Here is a 16,972-nt window from a genome sequence, read left to right on the forward strand (position 1 = left end):
CCCACGCCGCCAGCTCCCGCTACTACGAGATCGTCCCGGAGCACCTGCTCGCCGCCATTTTGAACGGCGAAGACACCGACGCGGCGAAGATCCTCTCGCACTTCAATCAGGACGCGACGCGGCTGCGCGCGCGTGCAACGTGTCCTCGAGACCATGCGCACCGGCAACGCCGGCCGCCCCGTGTTCGCCGAGACGCTCTTCCAGTGGCTCGAGGACGCGTGGGTCGTCGCCTCGCTGCAGTACGGCGCCACCGAGATCCGCACCGGCCACCTGATCCAGCAGTGGTGCGCCCGCGGCCACCGCTACAGCGCCGAGACGCTGGCCGAGCTGGCCGCGGTCGACCTCGAGACGCTGCGCAAGGACCTCGAGGGCATCACCGCCGGCTCGAAGGAGGCCGTGCGCGCCGCCTCTGCGCCCGCGGGCGGCACCGGCGGCGGCGGAGCAGCCGCTGCGACCCCGGTGGCCGCCGGCGAGCAGGCGCTGCGCCGCTTCACCTCGTCGTACACGCAGAAGGCCCGCGAGGGCAAGATCGACCCGGTCTTCGGTCGCCACCAGGAGATCCGCCAGCTGGTGGAGATCTTGATCCGCCGGCGCAAGAACAACCCGATCATCGTCGGCGAGCCCGGCGTCGGCAAGACCGCGCTCGTCGAGGGCCTCGCCCGCGCGATCGTCGAGGGCGACGTCCCGACCGCGCTGCAGGACGTCGAGCTGCTCGAGCTCGACATGGGCCTCATGCAGGCCGGCGCCGGCGTGCGCGGCGAGTTCGAGAAGCGCCTCAAGGCCGTCATCGAGGAGGTCAAGTCCTCGCCCAAGCCGATCGTCCTGTTCATCGACGAGGCCCACACCATCGTCGGCAACAAGGACAACGACGCCACCAACATCCTCAAGCCCGCGCTCGCCCGCGGCGAGCTGCGCACGATCGCCGCCACCACCTGGTCCGAGTACAAGAAGTACTTCGAAAAGGACGCAGCGTTCGCCCGCCGCTTCCAGCTGGTCAAGGTCGACGAGCCGTCCGAAGAGCAGGCCCTCGTCATGCTCCGCGGCCTGCGTGACACCTACGAGCGCACCCACACCGTGACGATCCGCGACGAGGCGCTGATCGCCGCCGCCAAGCTCAGCCACCGCTACATCTCCGGCCGCCAGCTGCCCGACAAGGCGGTCGACCTGCTCGACACCGCGTCGACGCGGGTGAAGATCGAGCAAGCCTCGCAGCCCGAGTCGATCCTGCGCCAGGATCAGGAGATCGCCGCGCTGAAGCGGGAGATCGGCGCGCTCGAGCGAGAGGACCGCGAGGGCAACCTCGTCGACCTGGCCCGCCTCGCCGAGCTGCGCGATAAGCTGCGCGCCGGCGAGGACGAGCGGGCCGCGCTCGACCGGCGCTGGAAAGAGGAGAAGGAGGCCCTCGTCGCCGTCGAGAAGGCCCGCGAGGCCCTGCGCGCCGCCGGCGACGCCGCCACCGACGAGCTCCGCGAGGCCAAGCGCGCCGCCGATGCCGTCCTCATCGCCGCCGGCGGCGAGGAGCGCCTCATCCACGCCGAGGTCGACAGCGACGCGATCGCCCGCGTCGTCTCCAACTGGACCGGCATCCCCGTCGGCAACATGAAGCGCGACGCGATGGAGAGCCTGCTGCGCCTCGAGGACACCCTCACCGAGCGCGTCAAGGGCCAGCCCAACGCGGTCAAGGTGGTGTCGGAGACGCTGCGGATCGCCCACGCCGGCATCCGCAACCCGAGCACCCCGATCGGCGTGCTGCTGTTCGTCGGCACCAGCGGCGTCGGCAAGACCGAGACCGCCACCGCCCTCGCCGACCTGCTCTACGGCGGCGAGCGCTTCATGACGACGATCAACATGTCGGAGTTCCAGGAGAAGCACACGGTGTCGCGCCTGATCGGCTCGCCGCCGGGCTACGTCGGCTACGGCGAGGGCGGCGTGCTGACCGAGGCGGTCCGTCAGCGGCCCTACTCGGTGGTCCTCCTCGACGAGTGCGAGAAGGCCGACCTCGACGTCATGAACCTGTTCTACCAGGTGTTCGACAAGGGCATGCTGTCGGACGGCGAGGGCCGCCTCATCGACTTCAAGAACACGATCGTGATCCTCACCAGCAACCTGGCCTCGGACGCGATCATGAAGCTGACCGACAACGGCCTGACCGCGCGCTCGCCCGAGGAGTTGGTCGAGGCGATCCGGCCGACCCTGTCGAAGCACTTCAAGCCGGCGCTGCTGGCCCGCATGTCGATCGTGCCGTTCCAGCCGCTGCCGCCGCCGGTGCTGCGCGAGATCACCGAGCTCAAGCTCAAGGGCCTGCGCAAGCGCCTGTGGGACAGCCACAAGATCGAGGCCGTGGTGCTGCCCGAGGTCTACGACGCCATGGCCGCCCGCTGCAACGAGGCCGAGACCGGCGCCCGCAACGTCGATCACATCCTCCGCGGCTCGCTCATGCCTGTGCTCAGCCGCAAGCTGCTCGAGACCTTCGCCGCCGGCCAGCAGCCGAGCAAGGTCCAGATCGGCCTCGGCAAGGAGGAAGGCGAGGCCTGGGACATCACCTTCGATCCGCTGCCCGCGTGACGACGTTCGCCCGCGCATGTCCGCGGGCGACGAGGTAGCTCCACCCCCGAGGATGCTCCATCCTCGGGGGATGTCGTTCAAACAACGTGTCCCGATCTGTGTCGTCCTCCTGGTCGCTTGCTGCGCTCCGGGCGACAAGAACACCTCCGCATCGACGAGCTCGACGACCGGCATGACCGGCGGCAGCGACACCGGCACGCAGGGCGCGAGCATCTCGACCACCGCCGCCGCGACATCCTCCGCGGCCACCACCGACTCGACCAGCGCCACCGCGACGGCGACCACGGCCACCACCGACTCGACCAGCGCGACCGCGACGTCGACCGCGACGACAGGCCCGACCAGCGGTGACGCGAGCAGCACCGGCGGCGCGTGCTCGAAGCAGACCGAGCCGTGCAACGCCGGCCAGCAATGTTGCGACGGCCTCACCTGTTGCGCCGGCGTGCCGGTCCCGCGCGGGGAGGAGTTCTGCAGCGACAACTGCCCGATAAGCGACCGCAACGCCAAGACCGACCTGCGCCCCGTCGATGCCGGCGAGGTCCTGCGCCGCGTGGTCGCGCTCGACATCACCACCTGGCGCTACAAGCACGACGGCGACGAGGTCCGCCACCTCGGCCCGATGGCGCAGGACTTCAAGGCAGCGTTCGGGCTGTGGAACACCGATCGCATGATCTTCCCGCTCGACGCCGCAGGCGTGTCGCTGGCCGCGATCCAGGGCCTGCACCGCCGCCTCGTCGCCGCCGAGGCCGAGAACGACGAGCTGCGGGCGCGGCTCGATCGCCTGGAGCGCCGCCTCGCCGCCCTCTCGCCCGCGCAGCCATGAGGTCCGCAGGGGACGTGTTCGAGCTCACGGCGATGGATCCTTCGGACATGTCCTCAAAGATCGGCGGCGTGGAATCTTCGCGGAACCTCGCACGTAGGGCCCCGTCAGCATGGAACCGAGCAAGCACTCCGTCTCCCTCGATCTGCGACCCTTCGGCCTCCTCGGCGTCGGCGTCGCGCTTGTCCTCGCCACGTACATCGCCAGCAGCACCTGGGAACGAGTCCGCGTGCGCCCGCAGATCCGCACGATCCAGGTCACCGGCTCGGCCAAGAAGCGCATCGTCTCGGACTTCATCGAGTGGACCGCGACCGTCGAGGCCAGCGCCACGAGCCGCACCGAGGCCTACCGCGCGCTGCACGACAACGCCAAGCGCGCCGAGGAGTTCCTGATCAAGGGCGGCGTGCCGAAGGACCAGATCTGGCTGTCCTCGGCGAGCGTCGATCCGTCGTACGAGACCGAGTACCACGGCACCGGCGAGAACCGCGTCGAGAAGCAGGTGCTGAAGGGCTACGACGGGCTGCAGGAGATCAAGGTCCGCTCCAACGACGTCGCCCTGGTGGAGAAGATGTCGCGCGAGATCACCGAGCTGCTCGAGCAGGGCGTGACGGTCAGCTCCGACGCGCCGGAGTACTTCTACACGAAGCTCGGCGACGTCAAGATCGAGCAGCTCGCCGAAGCCTCGCGCGACGCCCGAACCCGCGCCGAGAACATCGTCGCGTCGGCCGGCGGCGCCGAGATCGGCGCTCTCCGCACGGCCGACATGGGTGTCATCAACGTCAACCCGGCAAACTCCACGCAGGGCGCGTGGGATGGCAACAACGACACGTCGTCGCTCGAGAAGGACATCATCACGATCGTCCACGCTACGTTCGAGCTGAAGTAGGGCTGCGCGGGGTTGAGGGTTTTGGGCAAGCGGTCCGCCAGAGGCGAGACCGCTTGCGGCCCTGTCGCACGTGGGCGTGACGTCGCAGCCGGCGGAGCCACCTGTCGACCACGGCGGCGCCGATGTTTGATCCTGCTGCCGCCCGCCGGGCGGGTCGGCTGCGAAGGTCGAGCTCGCTGCAGCCCGCCGACATTCGGCAGGTGCGGAGCCAGCCGGCATCGCGTAAGAAGGGGCCGCCATGCCGACCTTCGCTGCGCTGTCCCGTCTCGTCCCGCTCACTCTGCTCGTCGCTGCGGCTTGCGGGCCCACGGAGCCCGGCGGTACCGGGGCGACGACGAGCGCCGGCGACACGCCGGGGACGTCGAGCGACACCAGCGGCGAACCGGCCGAGAGCACCTCGACCAGCACGGGCGACCTCACGACGGGCGACCTCACGACGAGCGAGCCGACCACCGGTCCAGCGATCACCACCACGACCGGCACCCCCACGAGCACCACCGACACTCCCGACACCACGAGCACCACCGGCGATCCCGACGTGCCGCTGCAGTGCCCCGAGGCCATCGACCAGGCGATTTTGGCCTGCGTCGCCGATCTGCAGAGCGACCCCGAGCTCGCCGCGGGCAACTTCCTCCTCGACCTGCTGTTCATGTGCAGCGACGCCGAGCCGGTCGCCGACGACTATGACGCGCACTGCGCGAGCGCCCCGGACGACCCGATCTGCGGCCTCGAGTATCCGCAGTTCGTCGAGACCGTGCTGCCGGCGTGCATCGCTCGCGCGCAGACGATCCTGTTCGCCGACGTGTGCCTGTTGCCGGGGTCGTACGACGAGCTGTTGTTCGCGCCGGCGGTCGTGCTGATGGATCGACAGTTCGTGACCAGCGCCGCCGAGCTCGATGCGACCGAGCAGGAGCAACTGTTGCGAGCGAGCGCGGAGATCGGGGTCGCCAGCGCGACCGTCGAGGAGGCGCTGAGCGCCACCGACGAGGGCGGGGTCGAGCAGCTCACGGTCCTCGATGTCGGCACCGATCGCGTGCTCGTGCTGTATTCGGCGCACTACGCCGGCGTCCGCCACGGCCGCATGTTCTTCTGGCACACCTTCACGATCGCCGGCGCCGTCGAGGCCGACGTATTCACTCGCTGCGGAGTGGAGCAGACGATCGAGGGTCGGCCCTGCGTGGACGCGCTCGAGTGCGGCGACGAGCACACGTGCTTCGACGTGCTCGAGGGCGAGGGCGGCGTCGTGCTCGCGCCGGGCACCTGCGTGTCGGAGGTAGCGATCCCGGGCGAAGGCGACGCTTGCAGCGCGCACGCCGATTGTGTGCCGAGCAGCGGCCTGCTCTGCCTCGACCAGCTCGAGGGCGACGGCGACGGGACTTGCCGGCCGGGCTGGATGCGCCGCAGCTTTCCCGGTCCTGCCGGCGATTCGCAGCTCGTCGCCGGCGGTACGTTGCTGCTCCCGATCCTCGCCTCCGGCATCGCTACCGTCCCGACCGGCGCGTACCTCGACCTGCAGATCGTCCAGGACGCGGCCAACAGCGTCGCCGTTCACCTCGTCAATCCGTTCGGCACCAGCACGCCCGTCACCGTCTCCGAGGGGCCGGTGATCGATCTGCAGCTGTTCGAGGTCGGCGTGCCGACCGACGAGAGCGCCGGCGGCACCTGGCACCTCGCCGTCGAGGACCTCGGAGGCGCCGCGAGCGGCGTCGTCACGCGGCTGGCCTTGACCCTCGACACTCGCTTCGACTGATTCGAAGGGCGCGCGCAGCCCATCGGGCTCGGGCGACGCCTCGGCTGGGCGGGCTCCAACGCCGTCGAGGGCGATGCGGTGCGCGAAAACGAGCGGTGCAATTCTGCGCGCACCCGTCACCCCGAGCCTTGTGAGCGTCTACGCGCTGTGCGAGGATGCGCGGGCCGGAGCCTCATGAGTCGTCGCCGCCGAAAGCTCGCGCTCTTCCCCACGGGCGAGGGGCTGCCCCAGGGCGACGATCCGGCGCTGCCGGGGCCGGTGTCCGGCTCTGCGCAGCCGGCGCTCAGGTGGCCGCAGGCTTCGGCGTGGGTCGGTTCGACCTGGTCCCCCGCGCACACGGCGCATTGCGGCATGACCGACCCGGGAAGGCGACGCGCCCTCAACGAGGATGCCTTCCTGGCGGACGGTCGGCTCGGCCTGTTCATCGTCGCTGACGGCGTCGGCGGCAGGCCCTTCGGCGGTCTTGCTGCCGGCGAGGCCGTGTCGGTGCTGTGGGAGTGGATCTATCGTGAGACCCGGGCGCTCGGCGCCTCGATGATCGGGCGAGGCGTGACCGAGGGTCACGAGGCTGCCCTGCAGATCGGCGACGTCGTCCGCTCGGCGATGCAGAACGCGTCGCGTACGCTGCGCACAATGGCGAGGACCGAGCCTCGCTATGCAGGGATGTGCACCACCGCCTCGGTCGTCCTGGTCGCCGGCGAAATCGCAGTGGTGGGACAGGTCGGAGACTCGCGGGTGTATCACGCGCGCGGCGCCGAGGTCCGGCAGGTGACCGAAGACCATACGCTGCTCAATCTGCGGGTCAAGCAAGGGCTCTCGATCCCGGAGCACGCGCGCGGCCGCAGATCGCCCATCACCCGGGCGCTCGGCCTGACCGACGAATTGGAGGTCGACATCTACGCCGTGCCCCTCGCGCGCGGAGACCGGCTGCTGCTGTGCTCCGATGGCCTCCACGAGTATTTCGACCGCGCGACGGTCCTGCGCCACCTGTTCCGGCTCGACATCCGGGCCGCCGCTCGCGCCGCAGTGCGACACGCCCGGCGGCGCGGCGGGCGGGACAACATCACCGCGCTCTTCGTGGAGATCCTCGGGCCGGGATAGCGGATGCGCATCGATTCGGCCCTGAGCGCGAGCGACTCGCTCGACGGCGGGCGGGCCGCCGTCCAACGAGCCGCGGCGGGGCCCTTCACTGCGGATTGATGACCTTGAGGCGGAGCCCGCCGGGGTACGCGTAGGACGTCACCGCGGTGTAGCCGACCTGGTAGATACCGAACGGCGCCGCGCTCTCGGCCAGGTGGGTGCCCTCGCCGATCTTCCAGTCGGCCACCTCGTAGTCGCCGACCGTGTAATAGCCGGACACCACCACCCCGTCGACGAGCACGTCGGGCGCGCCGACGTCGCGGACGACCTGCACGAAATTGGGGTTATAGCCGATGCCGGTGACGAACACGTAGCGGTCGAGGAACTGCTCCACCGGCACCATTTGATACGACGCCGGATCGCCGGTGCCGGCGCCGCCGTCCTGGCCCTCGAGGTATTGCACCGGCATGAACGGCTTGTCGCCGGTGAAGATGAAGCTCGACTGCGTGCTGAATTGATGGAACTTGCCCTTGTTGAGCGTGACCGGGAAGCCGGGCTGCAGCGGCTCGGTGGTGATCGTCGTGTTGTCCTCGCTGGCGTACACGCGCCACCAGAAGTCTTCGCTGCCGCGCTGGGGCGCGTGGGCGCCGACGTACTTCAGGCCCCAGTACTCGATCGGGATCATCTGCTCCTCGATGTGGTCGCAGTAGGTCACGTTGGCCGGGATGTTGACGCACTGGACCGCGCCGACCACCCAGCCCGGCTTCGACAGCGTCACGATCGTGCCGGACACGTCGCCCGCGCCGCCGCTGACCTGCAGCAGGTCGTAGTCGCCGACGGTGATCATCCCGGTCTGGTTGGCAGCGACCGCAGGAACCCCGCCGCCGGCCAGCGTCGACACCGGCGGCGTCCACGTCACCACGGTGCCGTCCTCGACGCCGATCACGTTGAAGTAGGCCGGCTCGCCGGCGCCGAGGCTCGGGGTGAACGCGGCGATGATGTAGTTCTTCTGCTGCGCGTGGTCGGGCAGCAGCATCGACGAGTCGTTGTGCGCCTCGGCCTCGATCGGCGAGTGCTGGTAGGCGACCACCGGCACGTCGCTGACGACCTTGAAGGTCGAGTCGACGCGGAGGGTGCTGCCGGTGCCCGGCTGCGGCGGCATCGTCAGGTCGAACTTCGCGCTCTGGCCGGGCGGGACCTGGACCGGGCCGGCGACCATCTGCTCGGCGCCGCCGGAGTAGAAGTACATCGACACCGTCGCGGTCTTGGTCTTCGACACGTTGCCGACCGCGATCGCCGTCGGCTCCTCGGCGAAGTTCTGCATCTTGTTGCCGCGGAACACGCAGCCGACGCTGCTCGGGTCGCTCTTGATGAGCTCGCACAGCTCGGTGCAGCCGCCGAGCGAGCACTCCTGCGTCGCGCCGCACGCGACCGGCGGCTCGAAGCCGTCGCCCTGGGCGTTGCAGGTCTTCTCGGCGTCGAGGCCCTCGCACACGACCTGGCCGGGGTTGCACAGCTTCGAGGTGCACTGGTCGCCGACGCACGACTGTCCGTTGGGACAGGGTACCGGCTCGAAGCCGCTGCAGTCGTCCTTGCAGGTCAAGAGGCCGCCGGGGTCGCAGGCCCCTGTCTCGCCGGGCTGGCACACACAGTTCACGCCGGTGGTGTCGGTGGTGACCGCGGTGTCGCTGTCGCTGTCGGTCAGCGGGCCCGTGCTCGCGGTCGTGGTCGTCGAGTCCGTGGTCGTGGTCGTCGGCCCGCTGCTCGACGCCGACGTCCCGGTCATCCCCGACGTCGGATGGTCGGTCGTCGCGTCGGTCGTCGCGCCCGTCGAAGTCGTCGTGTCGAGGGTCGGCTGATTGGTCACCGTCGACACCTGCGTCGCGGAGACGGTCGGGTCGGCAGCGTCGTCGCCGCACGCGACCGGGACGAGGAGAGCGAGGATGAGGGCGCGCGTCGTCGAGGAGTGCATGCGCACAGGATCGGCGACCGGCGACCATTTCATGCGTCGGCCGCAGGTGCGCAACCTCCCTTGTCCCCGCGAAGCACACGTCGCTCGTGCGAGCCCCGAACCCGCCTCGGGGCTCCGGTCTCTCCCGCCCGGCTGCCCGGCGCACGCGCCTCACCGCGACGCCACGGCACAACTCGTGGAGGCCGCGACCCTCGGCGAGCACCGACCGGTTCGAAGGGCCCTCGGCCGACCCGTGCAGCGTGCGAATTCGCCTCCGGTCCGTGGGTCATGAGCGTCGGCCGCGGCGGCGATCCCTGCACCCCGCGCGCCGTCGGAGCAGCGATGACGGCGAGCTCCGTGCGAGCCCCGTGCGAGCCCGCGAGCGCGAAGAGCTTCACCGCCGAGCTGACCGTCCCACAGCTGGGCGCGTCGTTCGACGGGCTCGCGGCCGCGGTGCTCGGGCGCTGCTCACTGGAATGACGGCACCCATTATCGGTAGCCCGCCAGTCCGCGCCGGCCTGCTCGCTCCTCGTCGAACTGGCAGAAATCCGGCCTCCTCAGCCGGCCCCGGCCTCCACGACCGGTTGCCAGAAGTAACAGTTCGCGGGCACCGCCTCGCCCTTGAGCGCCCTGGCGAGCTTGCACTCGCGGCCGGCGAGCGCGTCCATCGTGAAGAGGAGGCTCTGCATCGGGATATTCGCCTCCGCGGAGACCGTCACCGTGACCTCGTGCGGGAACATCTCCTTGTAGCTCTTCGCCCGCTGCTCGAGCGCGACGTAGTCGAAGCGGGCGTAGTCGTCGAGCGGTGTGCCCGGTTTGGCCAGCGGGATCGTCGGCTCTTTGGAGTTCGTCGCCTTGCCGGCCTCGGCGCCCTCCTGCTGGCCATCCGCGGAGATCAAAAACCGTCTTCCAACACCAACACCTTGAGGTTCAGCGGCTTCTCCTTGGGCGCGTCGTCGGGCTTCTTCTCGGCGCTGGCGGCCGAGAAACGGGGCGGCGAGACGTTGATGGAGGCAAAGGACGCGTACTCCATCGCCGCGAGCAGGAGCGGGATCATCAGGAACATGACGTTCATGACGGGGAGGAGGTCGGCGACGATCTCCTCTTCTTCGAACTTCTTTCTCTTTTTGGGCATCGCGTCATCTCCATTTTCCGGGAGCAGAAACGGCGAAAAGGTCGGGTGAGGCGAATCGGAGCGCGAGCGATCGTCGCCCCGCGCGGGCGGGGGTGACCTCGTGCCCGAACTCCTGTGTCGGGGCAGCACACGGAACGCCGACAGCGGTGTCGAACGTCAGCCTGGCATGCCGCGAGCGAGGGTGTGCCGGATAGGTCGCATGCTCCGGTCCTTACAGTGCCGCGGCCGCGAAGGACCCTACAGGCCGGCGACAGGAATTTGCACGGGCTCGAACGCCGGCGTACCGAACGAGCGACGAACCGCTGGGTCGCGCTCGAGAGCCGGACCGCTCGGCACCGGGTTCAGTTGGCGAACACCATCACGTCCAGAAGTGGGACGGCACGGCGCGGACGGCCGTCCTCAGGCCGGCGAGCCGCGCAGCCTCGGCGGCGCGAGCGTGGCGAACTGCACGAGCGTACCGGCGACGGGGGGCCGTCACGAGAGCCGGAGCATGGCCGCGAGTTCGTCGTGAGGGGTGGCGCGGCAGACGGAGCTCTTTCATGGAGGAGCGCACGCGAGCATGGAGCCGCAGCAGAGCCATGGCTCGCGCTCCCCGCTCGCGCGCGGGGAACGGGCCACGCTTCAAGCAGCTACGCCTGCTTGACGAACGAGCGCGGCGCGATCCCCCAGCGGGGGTCTCCGGCCAGCGCCGCGCGGCACTGGGCGAAGTTGTTGGCCCCGGCGATCCGCGCGAACGCAGCCTCTGCGCCCTCGACCTGGCGATTGACGCACTGGGCGAGCGCGCACATCGCATATTCGAAGTAGTCGCCGCCGAACGCCTCCTTCACCGGCATGCCCTCGAAGCCGAGGCTGTCCCAATTGGTGGCGTGGATGTTTCCGTCGTCCAGGTCGGGGCCGTTGGGGCGGCCGGCGAAGCGCTCGAACGTGACGCCCCAGTTCGCGTCGAAGGCGTCTTGCTGCTGGTTCTCGGGCCAGAGGAGCTCGCTGCAGACCGGCGAATAGGCCTGATAGGCCCAGTGCCAGCCCTCGAGGTTCGTGCCGTCCGACATGCGCTGGACCAGGCCCTCGCCCATCCACTGCATGAACGCGTCGGCGTCCGCCTGTTGGCTGGCGTCGATGACCTTCAGGTCGAGCACCCACGCGACCGAGCCGACCACGTAGTCGCTCATCCACGTCCGCTCGCCGCCGATGTCGCCCCAGTACATCTGGTCCGGCTCGATGACGAGGCCGAGCGCGTTCGTGTGGTAGCCGCGCATCCACACGAACGAGGCGCCCACGGCACCGGCATACCCGGCGCGCTCCGGATCGTCGTCGGGGGTGATCGCGGCGGCCATGCCACGATTGCGGATCTGCCAGGCCGTCCCGCGCGGCTGGAGGCTGCGCACCATGAGGCCCGCGGCGCCCATGCGCGACTGGACATCGGAGCTGAAGTGGACCCACTTGACGAAGAATTGCAGCTCCTCGAGGTGCCACCAATCGCCCGTGACCAGATACGCGACATACCCGGGCAGCCAGCCGTGCGAGATGTCCCAGTCGGTCCCGTACTGGCCCGAATAGTAGGCGCGCCCGCCGTACATGTCGCCCGACGACTGCGGCAGCTTGAGGTCGGGGTGCGCGGCGAAGGTCGGCGGGGCGTTCGTCTCGGCGTCGCGGATGTGCACGCTCCACGCGCCTGCGGCGAACGAATTGACCAGCACCGCTTGCAGCGCCCGCGGCGCGGCCGAGACGGCGTAGGCAGCGTCCCACTTCGGCAGCCAGCCGATCGACGGGCTGTCGCCGCCGCCGCCCAGCGCGTTGCCCGGCAGGTCGTGCTGCGCGTACGGCACGTACTTGTCCGCGAGGCCGTCGAGGAGCTCCTGGCTGGTCGACTCCGCCAGGAAAGCAGGGACCGCCCCGCTCTGTTGCAGGTACGCGGTGTCGTGGGCGACGACGATCTGCGGATCGGCGTCCTGCCACAACTTGCCGCTGTGCCCCGTGGTGCAGACGATCCGCGTGTGGTGTTTGATGTCGAGCTCGCTCTTCGAGTCGAACAGAGTCTGGCCCTTCGAGGTCACGACGACGCGGGCGAGCTTGTTGATGGCCCCGGCGTAGTCGAGCCAGCCGTTCTCGACGCTGACCAGCGCCTCGACCGCGCCGCCCGCGTAGAGGCGGAGGAACAGCCACACGATCAGCTGCTCGTCGACGTCGAGGCGATAGCGCCACTCCGACGCGACCGGTCCGGACAGGAGCTGCTGGACCGGGCTCCCCAGCGCGGACGCCAACGAGACGGAGCCGAGCGCGCCCAGATCGACGGTGAGGTCCGGCGCGGCCGCGACCAGCTCCGCCTCGGTGATCGCGGGTGCCGGATCGGGGCCCTCCGGGACGCGCCCGATCTGCACGACCCGCGGCGTCCCTGCGGTGAATTCGCAGCGGCCCGAGAGCACCGCGAACTTCACCGAGCCGTCAGGCCAGCGGTTGCGCACCACCGCCTGGAACTCGTCGACGTCCGCGGAGAGGCGGGTCCCGGTCGGGACGTCGCCCTCGGCGAAGAAGTGGCCGATCGTCCACGGCAACAGCGCCCCGGAGGTGCCCGCGGTCAGGGTCACAGTGACGATGTCCTCGGGCGTCACGTCAATGCCGCCGGTGTCCGTCGTCGTCGGCGCGTCGCCGGTGGAATCGGTGGTCCCCTCCGTCCCGTCGGTCGGGGTGCTGCCGGTGGAGTCGGAGGCGCCGCCGCTGCCGGTCGTGCCGTCGCTGTCGGTGGCATCGGAGCCCCCCGCGCCGCCGCCGCACGCGCCGAGGCCCAGGCCTCCGAACAGCGCGAGCGTGGACTCGAGAAAGGTTCGTCGATCGATCGTCATGGTCGCTTCTCTTTCGAAAGTAAAAATCAGTCGGGTGAGCGCGCCGATCACAGCGGCGTGGTGGTGATGTCGGCGAAGGTCGCTCGCAGGGCGAAGTTCTCGGCGTAGTTGCAGAGCGCGTAGAGCCGCTCGCGCTCGGGGTCGATGGTGATGCCGCAGTCGACGCTGCCGAACTGCTCGCTCGGGTGCCTGGCGATGTTGGTCTTGACCCACACGTTGTTGGCCACGTCGTAGCCGACCTGCTGGCCGTCGACCCACATCTGCACGAACAGCACGAGGTCCAGGGCCTCGACGTAGACGGCCTCGCGCACGCGGTGCAGCGCCTGCGACGACGGGCTGTCGTCGATGTAGGCGCGGTTCGTCGGCTCGAGCGCGCTGACGGCCTGCGACGCGAAGTCGTACGACCACACCTGCCCGCCGGCGTCCTCGTAGCCGGTCGCGGCGAACATGAGCAGCTGGTCGCGCTTCGAGTCGTGGACGAGCGAGCTCTCGTCGGCGCCGGTCACTGCGGGCAGGTCGCCGGTGAGCGGCAGGGCCTCCACGCGCGCTGGTCGACGACGAAGCGGCCGAAGAAGGTGCCGGCCGTCTGGCCGCCCGTCCACGCCACCACGCCGACCGGGCTCGACGTCAGCTTGACGTTGTAGAGGTCGTAGCCGAACGGCTGGGTCGGCACGAAGTCGATCCAGTCGCCCAGCGCGGGGTCGTACACGTGCGTGCCGGCCCGGTGCGGCGCGATCAGGAGCTTCGACACCGGGTCGAGGGCGACCGCGTTGTACGTGTGATTGTTGCAGTCGGGGCGCCCGTTGAAGGTGTTGCCGATCGCCAGCGCCTCGGCGACGTGGCCGATGCTGTAGCGGCCGGTCTCGAGGTGGACGTGCTGCACCGTGTTGGTCGGGTCGGACTGGTGGCCGCCGGTTCAGTGCAGCAGCTGATGATTCGCCGCGTCGAAGATCGTGCTGCCCCATGAGCGCGCGGTGTTGGGGCGCAGGGCGGTCGGCAGGGCGGTCCACTCGTTCGCGGGCAGGTCGTCGAGCCACGCGCCGAAGGTGCCGTCCGGATCGCGCGGGGCCTCGTCGTACCACGCGGGCGACCAGCCGGGCGCCGCGTCGGCGCGCGAGCGCGAGGTGCCAGGAGCGACGCCTTTCATGGCAGTGGCGGCCGCGTCGAGAGTGGCCGGGTCGACGCGCAGGGCCCACGTGCTCGAGCGCTGCAGGCTCGGGTACTCCGAGTTGCCGTTGGCGACCGCGAGCACGGTGTCGCCGCCGACGTGCGTCGCGCCGACGAGGCGCATCAGGGTCGCCTCCTCCTCGGCGACCACGCCGCCGACGAAGGACCACTTCATCGTCGTCGCGTCGAACAGCCACGCCTCGGTCGGCAGCTTCTGGTCCGGCTGCTGCGGCGAGACGTTGCCGCGGAAGGTGTCGCCGCCGAGCAGCAAGGCGCGGCCGCCCGTGAGGCCGACGAAGCGCGCGCCGTGCCGCGGACTCGGCGAGTGCTCCGGCCACAGCTGCCGGTAGCGCCGCGAGGCGAAGTCGTAGATCCAGGTATCGGCGGTGCCGAAGTCGCCGTGGGTCCCGCCGAACAGGACGAGGCCGCTGCAGTCCGGCAGCACCGCGACCGCGGCGCCCGAGCGCGGCGGCGGCTCGGGTGCGACGGCCCACGCGGCCTCGCGCACGCTGACCGCCACGCGATCGAGCGCGGTGAGCGTCTCGCCGGTGAGCGCGTCGGCGAGGAGCGTCGAGCCGGCCGCATAGGCCGCGACTGCGTCGTCGATCCTGGCCTTGCCCATCGCGAGGGTCTCGTCGTCGAGCCCCGACTCGCCGTCGAGCCCGGCCACGCGCGACTGCAGCTCCGCGAGCTCGCCCGCGAGCGCCTCCCAGGCCGGGACCACCTCGGTCTCGATCCGCATGGCCAGATCGCTGGACGACAGGCCGCGGTGCCACGCCGCCCGCGCGCGCGCGACGACCAGCCGGAGCTCGTTCGCGGTCGCCGTGAGATCGCCGAAGAGGGTGCGAGCCACCTCTGCGCCGCCCGGCGCGGCCTGCCACACGCTGGCCTGCGGATCGAAGGTCCAGTCGCCGAAGCTCCCGTCGGGGGCGCCCGGCGCCTGGCCGCCGAGCATCAACATCTGCGCGTGCTCGGGGTCCCACACGAGGTTGGTGTCGGCGATCGAGGCGAACGGATCGCCGTAATCGCGGTACTCGGTCCACGTCGGCGTCTGCTCGGCCTTCCACGCCTCGTCGCCGATCGCGGCGCTCGTGAGCGTCGCCAGATCGACCTTCTCGAGCGTGGTCACCGTCCCGTACTTCTTCGTGAACAGGTAGGCGGCGTCGGGCGCGAACGCCGGCTGCAGCGCGCCGGCGATCGACGGCGTGAACATGGTCGGCGTCGTCGCCCAGGCGCGGGTGGCGAGGTCGAAGGTCATGACGGGGCTGCGGGGGGTGTCCATCGGCTCGGAGCCGGGTTCGGCGCCCGGCGAGGCGAGGACCACCTGGCCGTCGCGCACGAACAGGAGCGAGCCGCCGCGCACGCCGGTGGTGTCGGCGTCGAGCTTCGTCAGGGTGTTCGCCGGGATGTCGAGCGGCGCCGGCGAAGCCGGGCTCTCCTTGCAGTCGAGGACGAGCTTGTCGGTGGGGACCGGCTCGTCCCCGGTGGTGCTGGTCGGCGCCGGCTCGTCGCCGGTCGAGGTGCCGGTGGTCGGGGTGGTGTCGATGGGCTCGGTCCCCGCCCCCGTCTCGGTGGAGGCGTGGGTGTCGCCGGAGGTGCTCGCGGTGATGTCGCCGTCGTTGCCGCCGCACGCGCCGGCGAGCAGGCAGGTCGCGACGAGGAAGGAGCGCCGCGAGCCGGAGTGGTCGCGCGTGTCCCGGCTGGTCTTCGGGACATGTCCATTCGTGGTGCCCGCAATGTCCTCACCGCCGAGGGCTCGACCGTCCTGGCGGCAGGACGGGCAGGACGAGGCGGCGCTCGGCAGTGGTCGATGGCAACGAAAGCGAGGCTGCATGGCGGGGCACGCTAGAGGAGCCGCCGCAGGCCAGTCAAGCCGGCGAAACGCCGAGAATGAGCATTCATCGCCCTCTGCGCAATCGGGGGTTGCGGTCGACACGGGGCGACAATGCGCTGTGTCTCCCCGCGGCCACGAGCGAGGTACCGGGGCGATTCCTGTGGTCGAACGCTGACGGCGTGTCTCCGCGCGGCCGCGGCCGCGGCCGCATTCGCACGTGTACGCCGACGATTGCGTCGACCGCGACTCGGGCACGATCGAGGGTGCTCCGATCCACCTGCTCGACCTGCGAGGATCCACCCGGCTGCCTCGACGTCGTCCACGGCGCGGCGGCCGAGCGGACCGCGACGCTCGTCCGTGAACTCCCACGAGTCACGCGGGCTCGGGCGAGCGCGCGAATGGCCGCACCCGGCGATATTCGAGCACTGCGAGCATACCGACGAACAGCCCCTCGAGCCCCACGTGCGCGAGGCCGAAGATGCTCGCAGTGTCCGCGGTGAGGGCGACGATCGCGGCGCAGGCGGCGACCCACGCGAGGTTGGCGACGACGAGGATGTCGATCGCGCGGCGGGTGGGCGTGCGCCCGCGGGACGCGCGGACGGCGAGCGTGCCGGAGTAGCAGGAATAGGCGAGGTTCACGGCGCCGATGAGGAGGACGAGCGCGGGCGGGAAGGCATGGAGCCGCGCGAGCGCGTCGTGCAGCGCGAGCACCACGACGCCGGCGGCGCAGGCGGCCGAGCCGTCGAGCCAGAGGATCGCGCGGGCGCGGCGGGGCATCATGACGGGCGAGGGTAGCGCGAAAGCCCGGGCCGACCCAGGGCCGCCGCGTCGGCGATCGACGCTGTCGCGCCGCAGAAGGTCGACGGGCGCTCTGGTCTTGCTGATACGGTTGTCGGGGCCGTCGACTCTGCCGCCGTCGCGTCGCGCCCGGCCGTCGACCCGAC

General features: G+C 70.5%; 14 protein-coding genes. 6 read left to right on the plus strand and 8 right to left on the minus strand.

What is annotated here, in order from left to right; all coding sequences use genetic code 11:
* Positions 1 to 153: 153 nt before the first annotated feature.
* The 5 genes from tssH to OV079_RS27095 all read left to right on the plus strand — a co-directional run bounded on the left by tssH (position 154) and on the right by OV079_RS27095 (position 7,122).
* The gene (tssH, locus tag OV079_RS27075) at positions 154 to 2,565 is read left to right on the plus strand and encodes a type VI secretion system ATPase TssH (protein ID WP_276602813.1); all 2,412 of its coding nucleotides are present in this window, start codon (positions 154 to 156) and stop codon (positions 2,563 to 2,565) included.
* A gap of 70 nt (positions 2,566 to 2,635) precedes the next feature.
* Positions 2,636 to 3,388 carry a tail fiber domain-containing protein gene (locus OV079_RS27080; protein ID WP_267771820.1) on the plus strand — a complete coding sequence of 251 codons (753 nt, stop codon included), beginning with the start codon at positions 2,636 to 2,638 and terminating at the stop codon, positions 3,386 to 3,388.
* Between the two features lie 109 nt (positions 3,389 to 3,497).
* A complete protein-coding gene (locus tag OV079_RS27085; RefSeq protein WP_267771821.1) occupies positions 3,498 to 4,271 on the plus strand; it encodes an SIMPL domain-containing protein in 774 nt (257 codons plus the stop codon).
* Positions 4,272 to 4,509: 238 nt separating this feature from the next.
* The gene (locus tag OV079_RS27090; RefSeq protein WP_267771822.1) at positions 4,510 to 6,021 is read left to right on the plus strand and encodes a hypothetical protein; all 1,512 of its coding nucleotides are present in this window, start codon (positions 4,510 to 4,512) and stop codon (positions 6,019 to 6,021) included.
* A gap of 174 nt (positions 6,022 to 6,195) precedes the next feature.
* On the plus strand, positions 6,196 to 7,122 hold the full coding sequence (locus tag OV079_RS27095; RefSeq protein WP_267771823.1) for a PP2C family protein-serine/threonine phosphatase: 927 nt from the start codon (positions 6,196 to 6,198) through the stop codon (positions 7,120 to 7,122).
* Between the two features lie 85 nt (positions 7,123 to 7,207).
* Here OV079_RS27095 and OV079_RS27100 read toward each other — a convergent pair whose 3' ends face one another.
* The gene (locus tag OV079_RS27100; protein WP_267771824.1) at positions 7,208 to 9,073 is read right to left on the minus strand and encodes an IgGFc-binding protein; all 1,866 of its coding nucleotides are present in this window, start codon (positions 9,071 to 9,073) and stop codon (positions 7,208 to 7,210) included.
* A gap of 267 nt (positions 9,074 to 9,340) precedes the next feature.
* Between OV079_RS27100 and OV079_RS27105 the strand changes: the two genes are divergently transcribed.
* Positions 9,341 to 9,532 carry a hypothetical protein gene (locus tag OV079_RS27105; RefSeq protein WP_267771825.1) on the plus strand — a complete coding sequence of 64 codons (192 nt, stop codon included), beginning with the start codon at positions 9,341 to 9,343 and terminating at the stop codon, positions 9,530 to 9,532.
* A gap of 77 nt (positions 9,533 to 9,609) precedes the next feature.
* Here the strand turns inward: OV079_RS27105 and OV079_RS27110 are convergent, their stop codons facing one another.
* From OV079_RS27110 to OV079_RS27140, 7 genes are all read right to left on the minus strand, one after another.
* On the minus strand, positions 9,610 to 9,951 hold the full coding sequence (locus tag OV079_RS27110; RefSeq protein ID WP_267771826.1) for a hypothetical protein: 342 nt from the start codon (positions 9,949 to 9,951) through the stop codon (positions 9,610 to 9,612).
* Complete coding sequence (locus tag OV079_RS27115) at positions 9,948 to 10,187, minus strand: hypothetical protein (protein WP_267771827.1); 240 nt, start codon at positions 10,185 to 10,187, stop codon at positions 9,948 to 9,950. The genes OV079_RS27110 and OV079_RS27115 overlap by 4 nt, the downstream gene beginning before the upstream one ends.
* 629 nt (positions 10,188 to 10,816) lie before the next feature.
* Positions 10,817 to 13,027, minus strand: coding sequence for a hypothetical protein (locus tag OV079_RS27120; RefSeq protein ID WP_267771828.1), 2,211 nt, complete (start codon positions 13,025 to 13,027; stop codon positions 10,817 to 10,819).
* 47 nt (positions 13,028 to 13,074) lie between these two features.
* Positions 13,075 to 13,569, minus strand: coding sequence for a hypothetical protein (locus OV079_RS27125; protein ID WP_267771829.1), 495 nt, complete (start codon positions 13,567 to 13,569; stop codon positions 13,075 to 13,077).
* Entirely contained in the window at positions 13,530 to 13,910 is a 381-nt protein-coding gene (locus OV079_RS27130; RefSeq protein ID WP_267771830.1) for a hypothetical protein, read from the minus strand. Before OV079_RS27130 ends, OV079_RS27125 begins: the two co-directional genes overlap by 40 nt.
* A 33-nt stretch (positions 13,911 to 13,943) precedes the next feature.
* The gene (locus tag OV079_RS27135; RefSeq protein WP_267771831.1) at positions 13,944 to 16,028 is read right to left on the minus strand and encodes a Kelch repeat-containing protein; all 2,085 of its coding nucleotides are present in this window, start codon (positions 16,026 to 16,028) and stop codon (positions 13,944 to 13,946) included.
* 372 nt (positions 16,029 to 16,400) lie between these two features.
* Positions 16,401 to 16,808: a hypothetical protein gene (locus OV079_RS27140; RefSeq protein ID WP_267771832.1), complete on the minus strand. Its 408-nt coding sequence runs from the start codon at positions 16,806 to 16,808 to the stop codon at positions 16,401 to 16,403.
* Positions 16,809 to 16,972: the final 164 nt, after the last annotated feature.

Origin of the sequence: Nannocystis pusilla, assembly GCF_026626665.1 — a bacterium.
Lineage (GTDB): Bacteria > Myxococcota_A > Polyangia > Nannocystales > Nannocystaceae > Nannocystis > Nannocystis pusilla.

What these genes read in the sequence shown, in the direction of transcription:
- tssH (WP_276602813.1), top strand. Translation starts at nt 154, where the DNA reads ATGCGCACCGGCAACGCCGGCCGCCCCGTGTTCGCCGAGACGCTCTTC.
- OV079_RS27080 (WP_267771820.1), top strand. Translation starts at nt 2,636, where the DNA reads ATGTCGTTCAAACAACGTGTCCCGATCTGTGTCGTCCTCCTGGTCGCT.
- OV079_RS27085 (WP_267771821.1), top strand. Translation starts at nt 3,498, where the DNA reads ATGGAACCGAGCAAGCACTCCGTCTCCCTCGATCTGCGACCCTTCGGC.
- OV079_RS27090 (WP_267771822.1), top strand. Translation starts at nt 4,510, where the DNA reads ATGCCGACCTTCGCTGCGCTGTCCCGTCTCGTCCCGCTCACTCTGCTC.
- OV079_RS27095 (WP_267771823.1), top strand. Translation starts at nt 6,196, where the DNA reads ATGAGTCGTCGCCGCCGAAAGCTCGCGCTCTTCCCCACGGGCGAGGGG.
- OV079_RS27100 (WP_267771824.1), bottom strand. Translation starts at nt 9,073, where the DNA reads ATGCACTCCTCGACGACGCGCGCCCTCATCCTCGCTCTCCTCGTCCCG.
- OV079_RS27105 (WP_267771825.1), top strand. Translation starts at nt 9,341, where the DNA reads ATGAGCGTCGGCCGCGGCGGCGATCCCTGCACCCCGCGCGCCGTCGGA.
- OV079_RS27115 (WP_267771827.1), bottom strand. Translation starts at nt 10,187, where the DNA reads ATGCCCAAAAAGAGAAAGAAGTTCGAAGAAGAGGAGATCGTCGCCGAC.
- OV079_RS27120 (WP_267771828.1), bottom strand. Translation starts at nt 13,027, where the DNA reads ATGACGATCGATCGACGAACCTTTCTCGAGTCCACGCTCGCGCTGTTC.
- OV079_RS27135 (WP_267771831.1), bottom strand. Translation starts at nt 16,028, where the DNA reads ATGCAGCCTCGCTTTCGTTGCCATCGACCACTGCCGAGCGCCGCCTCG.
- OV079_RS27140 (WP_267771832.1), bottom strand. Translation starts at nt 16,808, where the DNA reads ATGATGCCCCGCCGCGCCCGCGCGATCCTCTGGCTCGACGGCTCGGCC.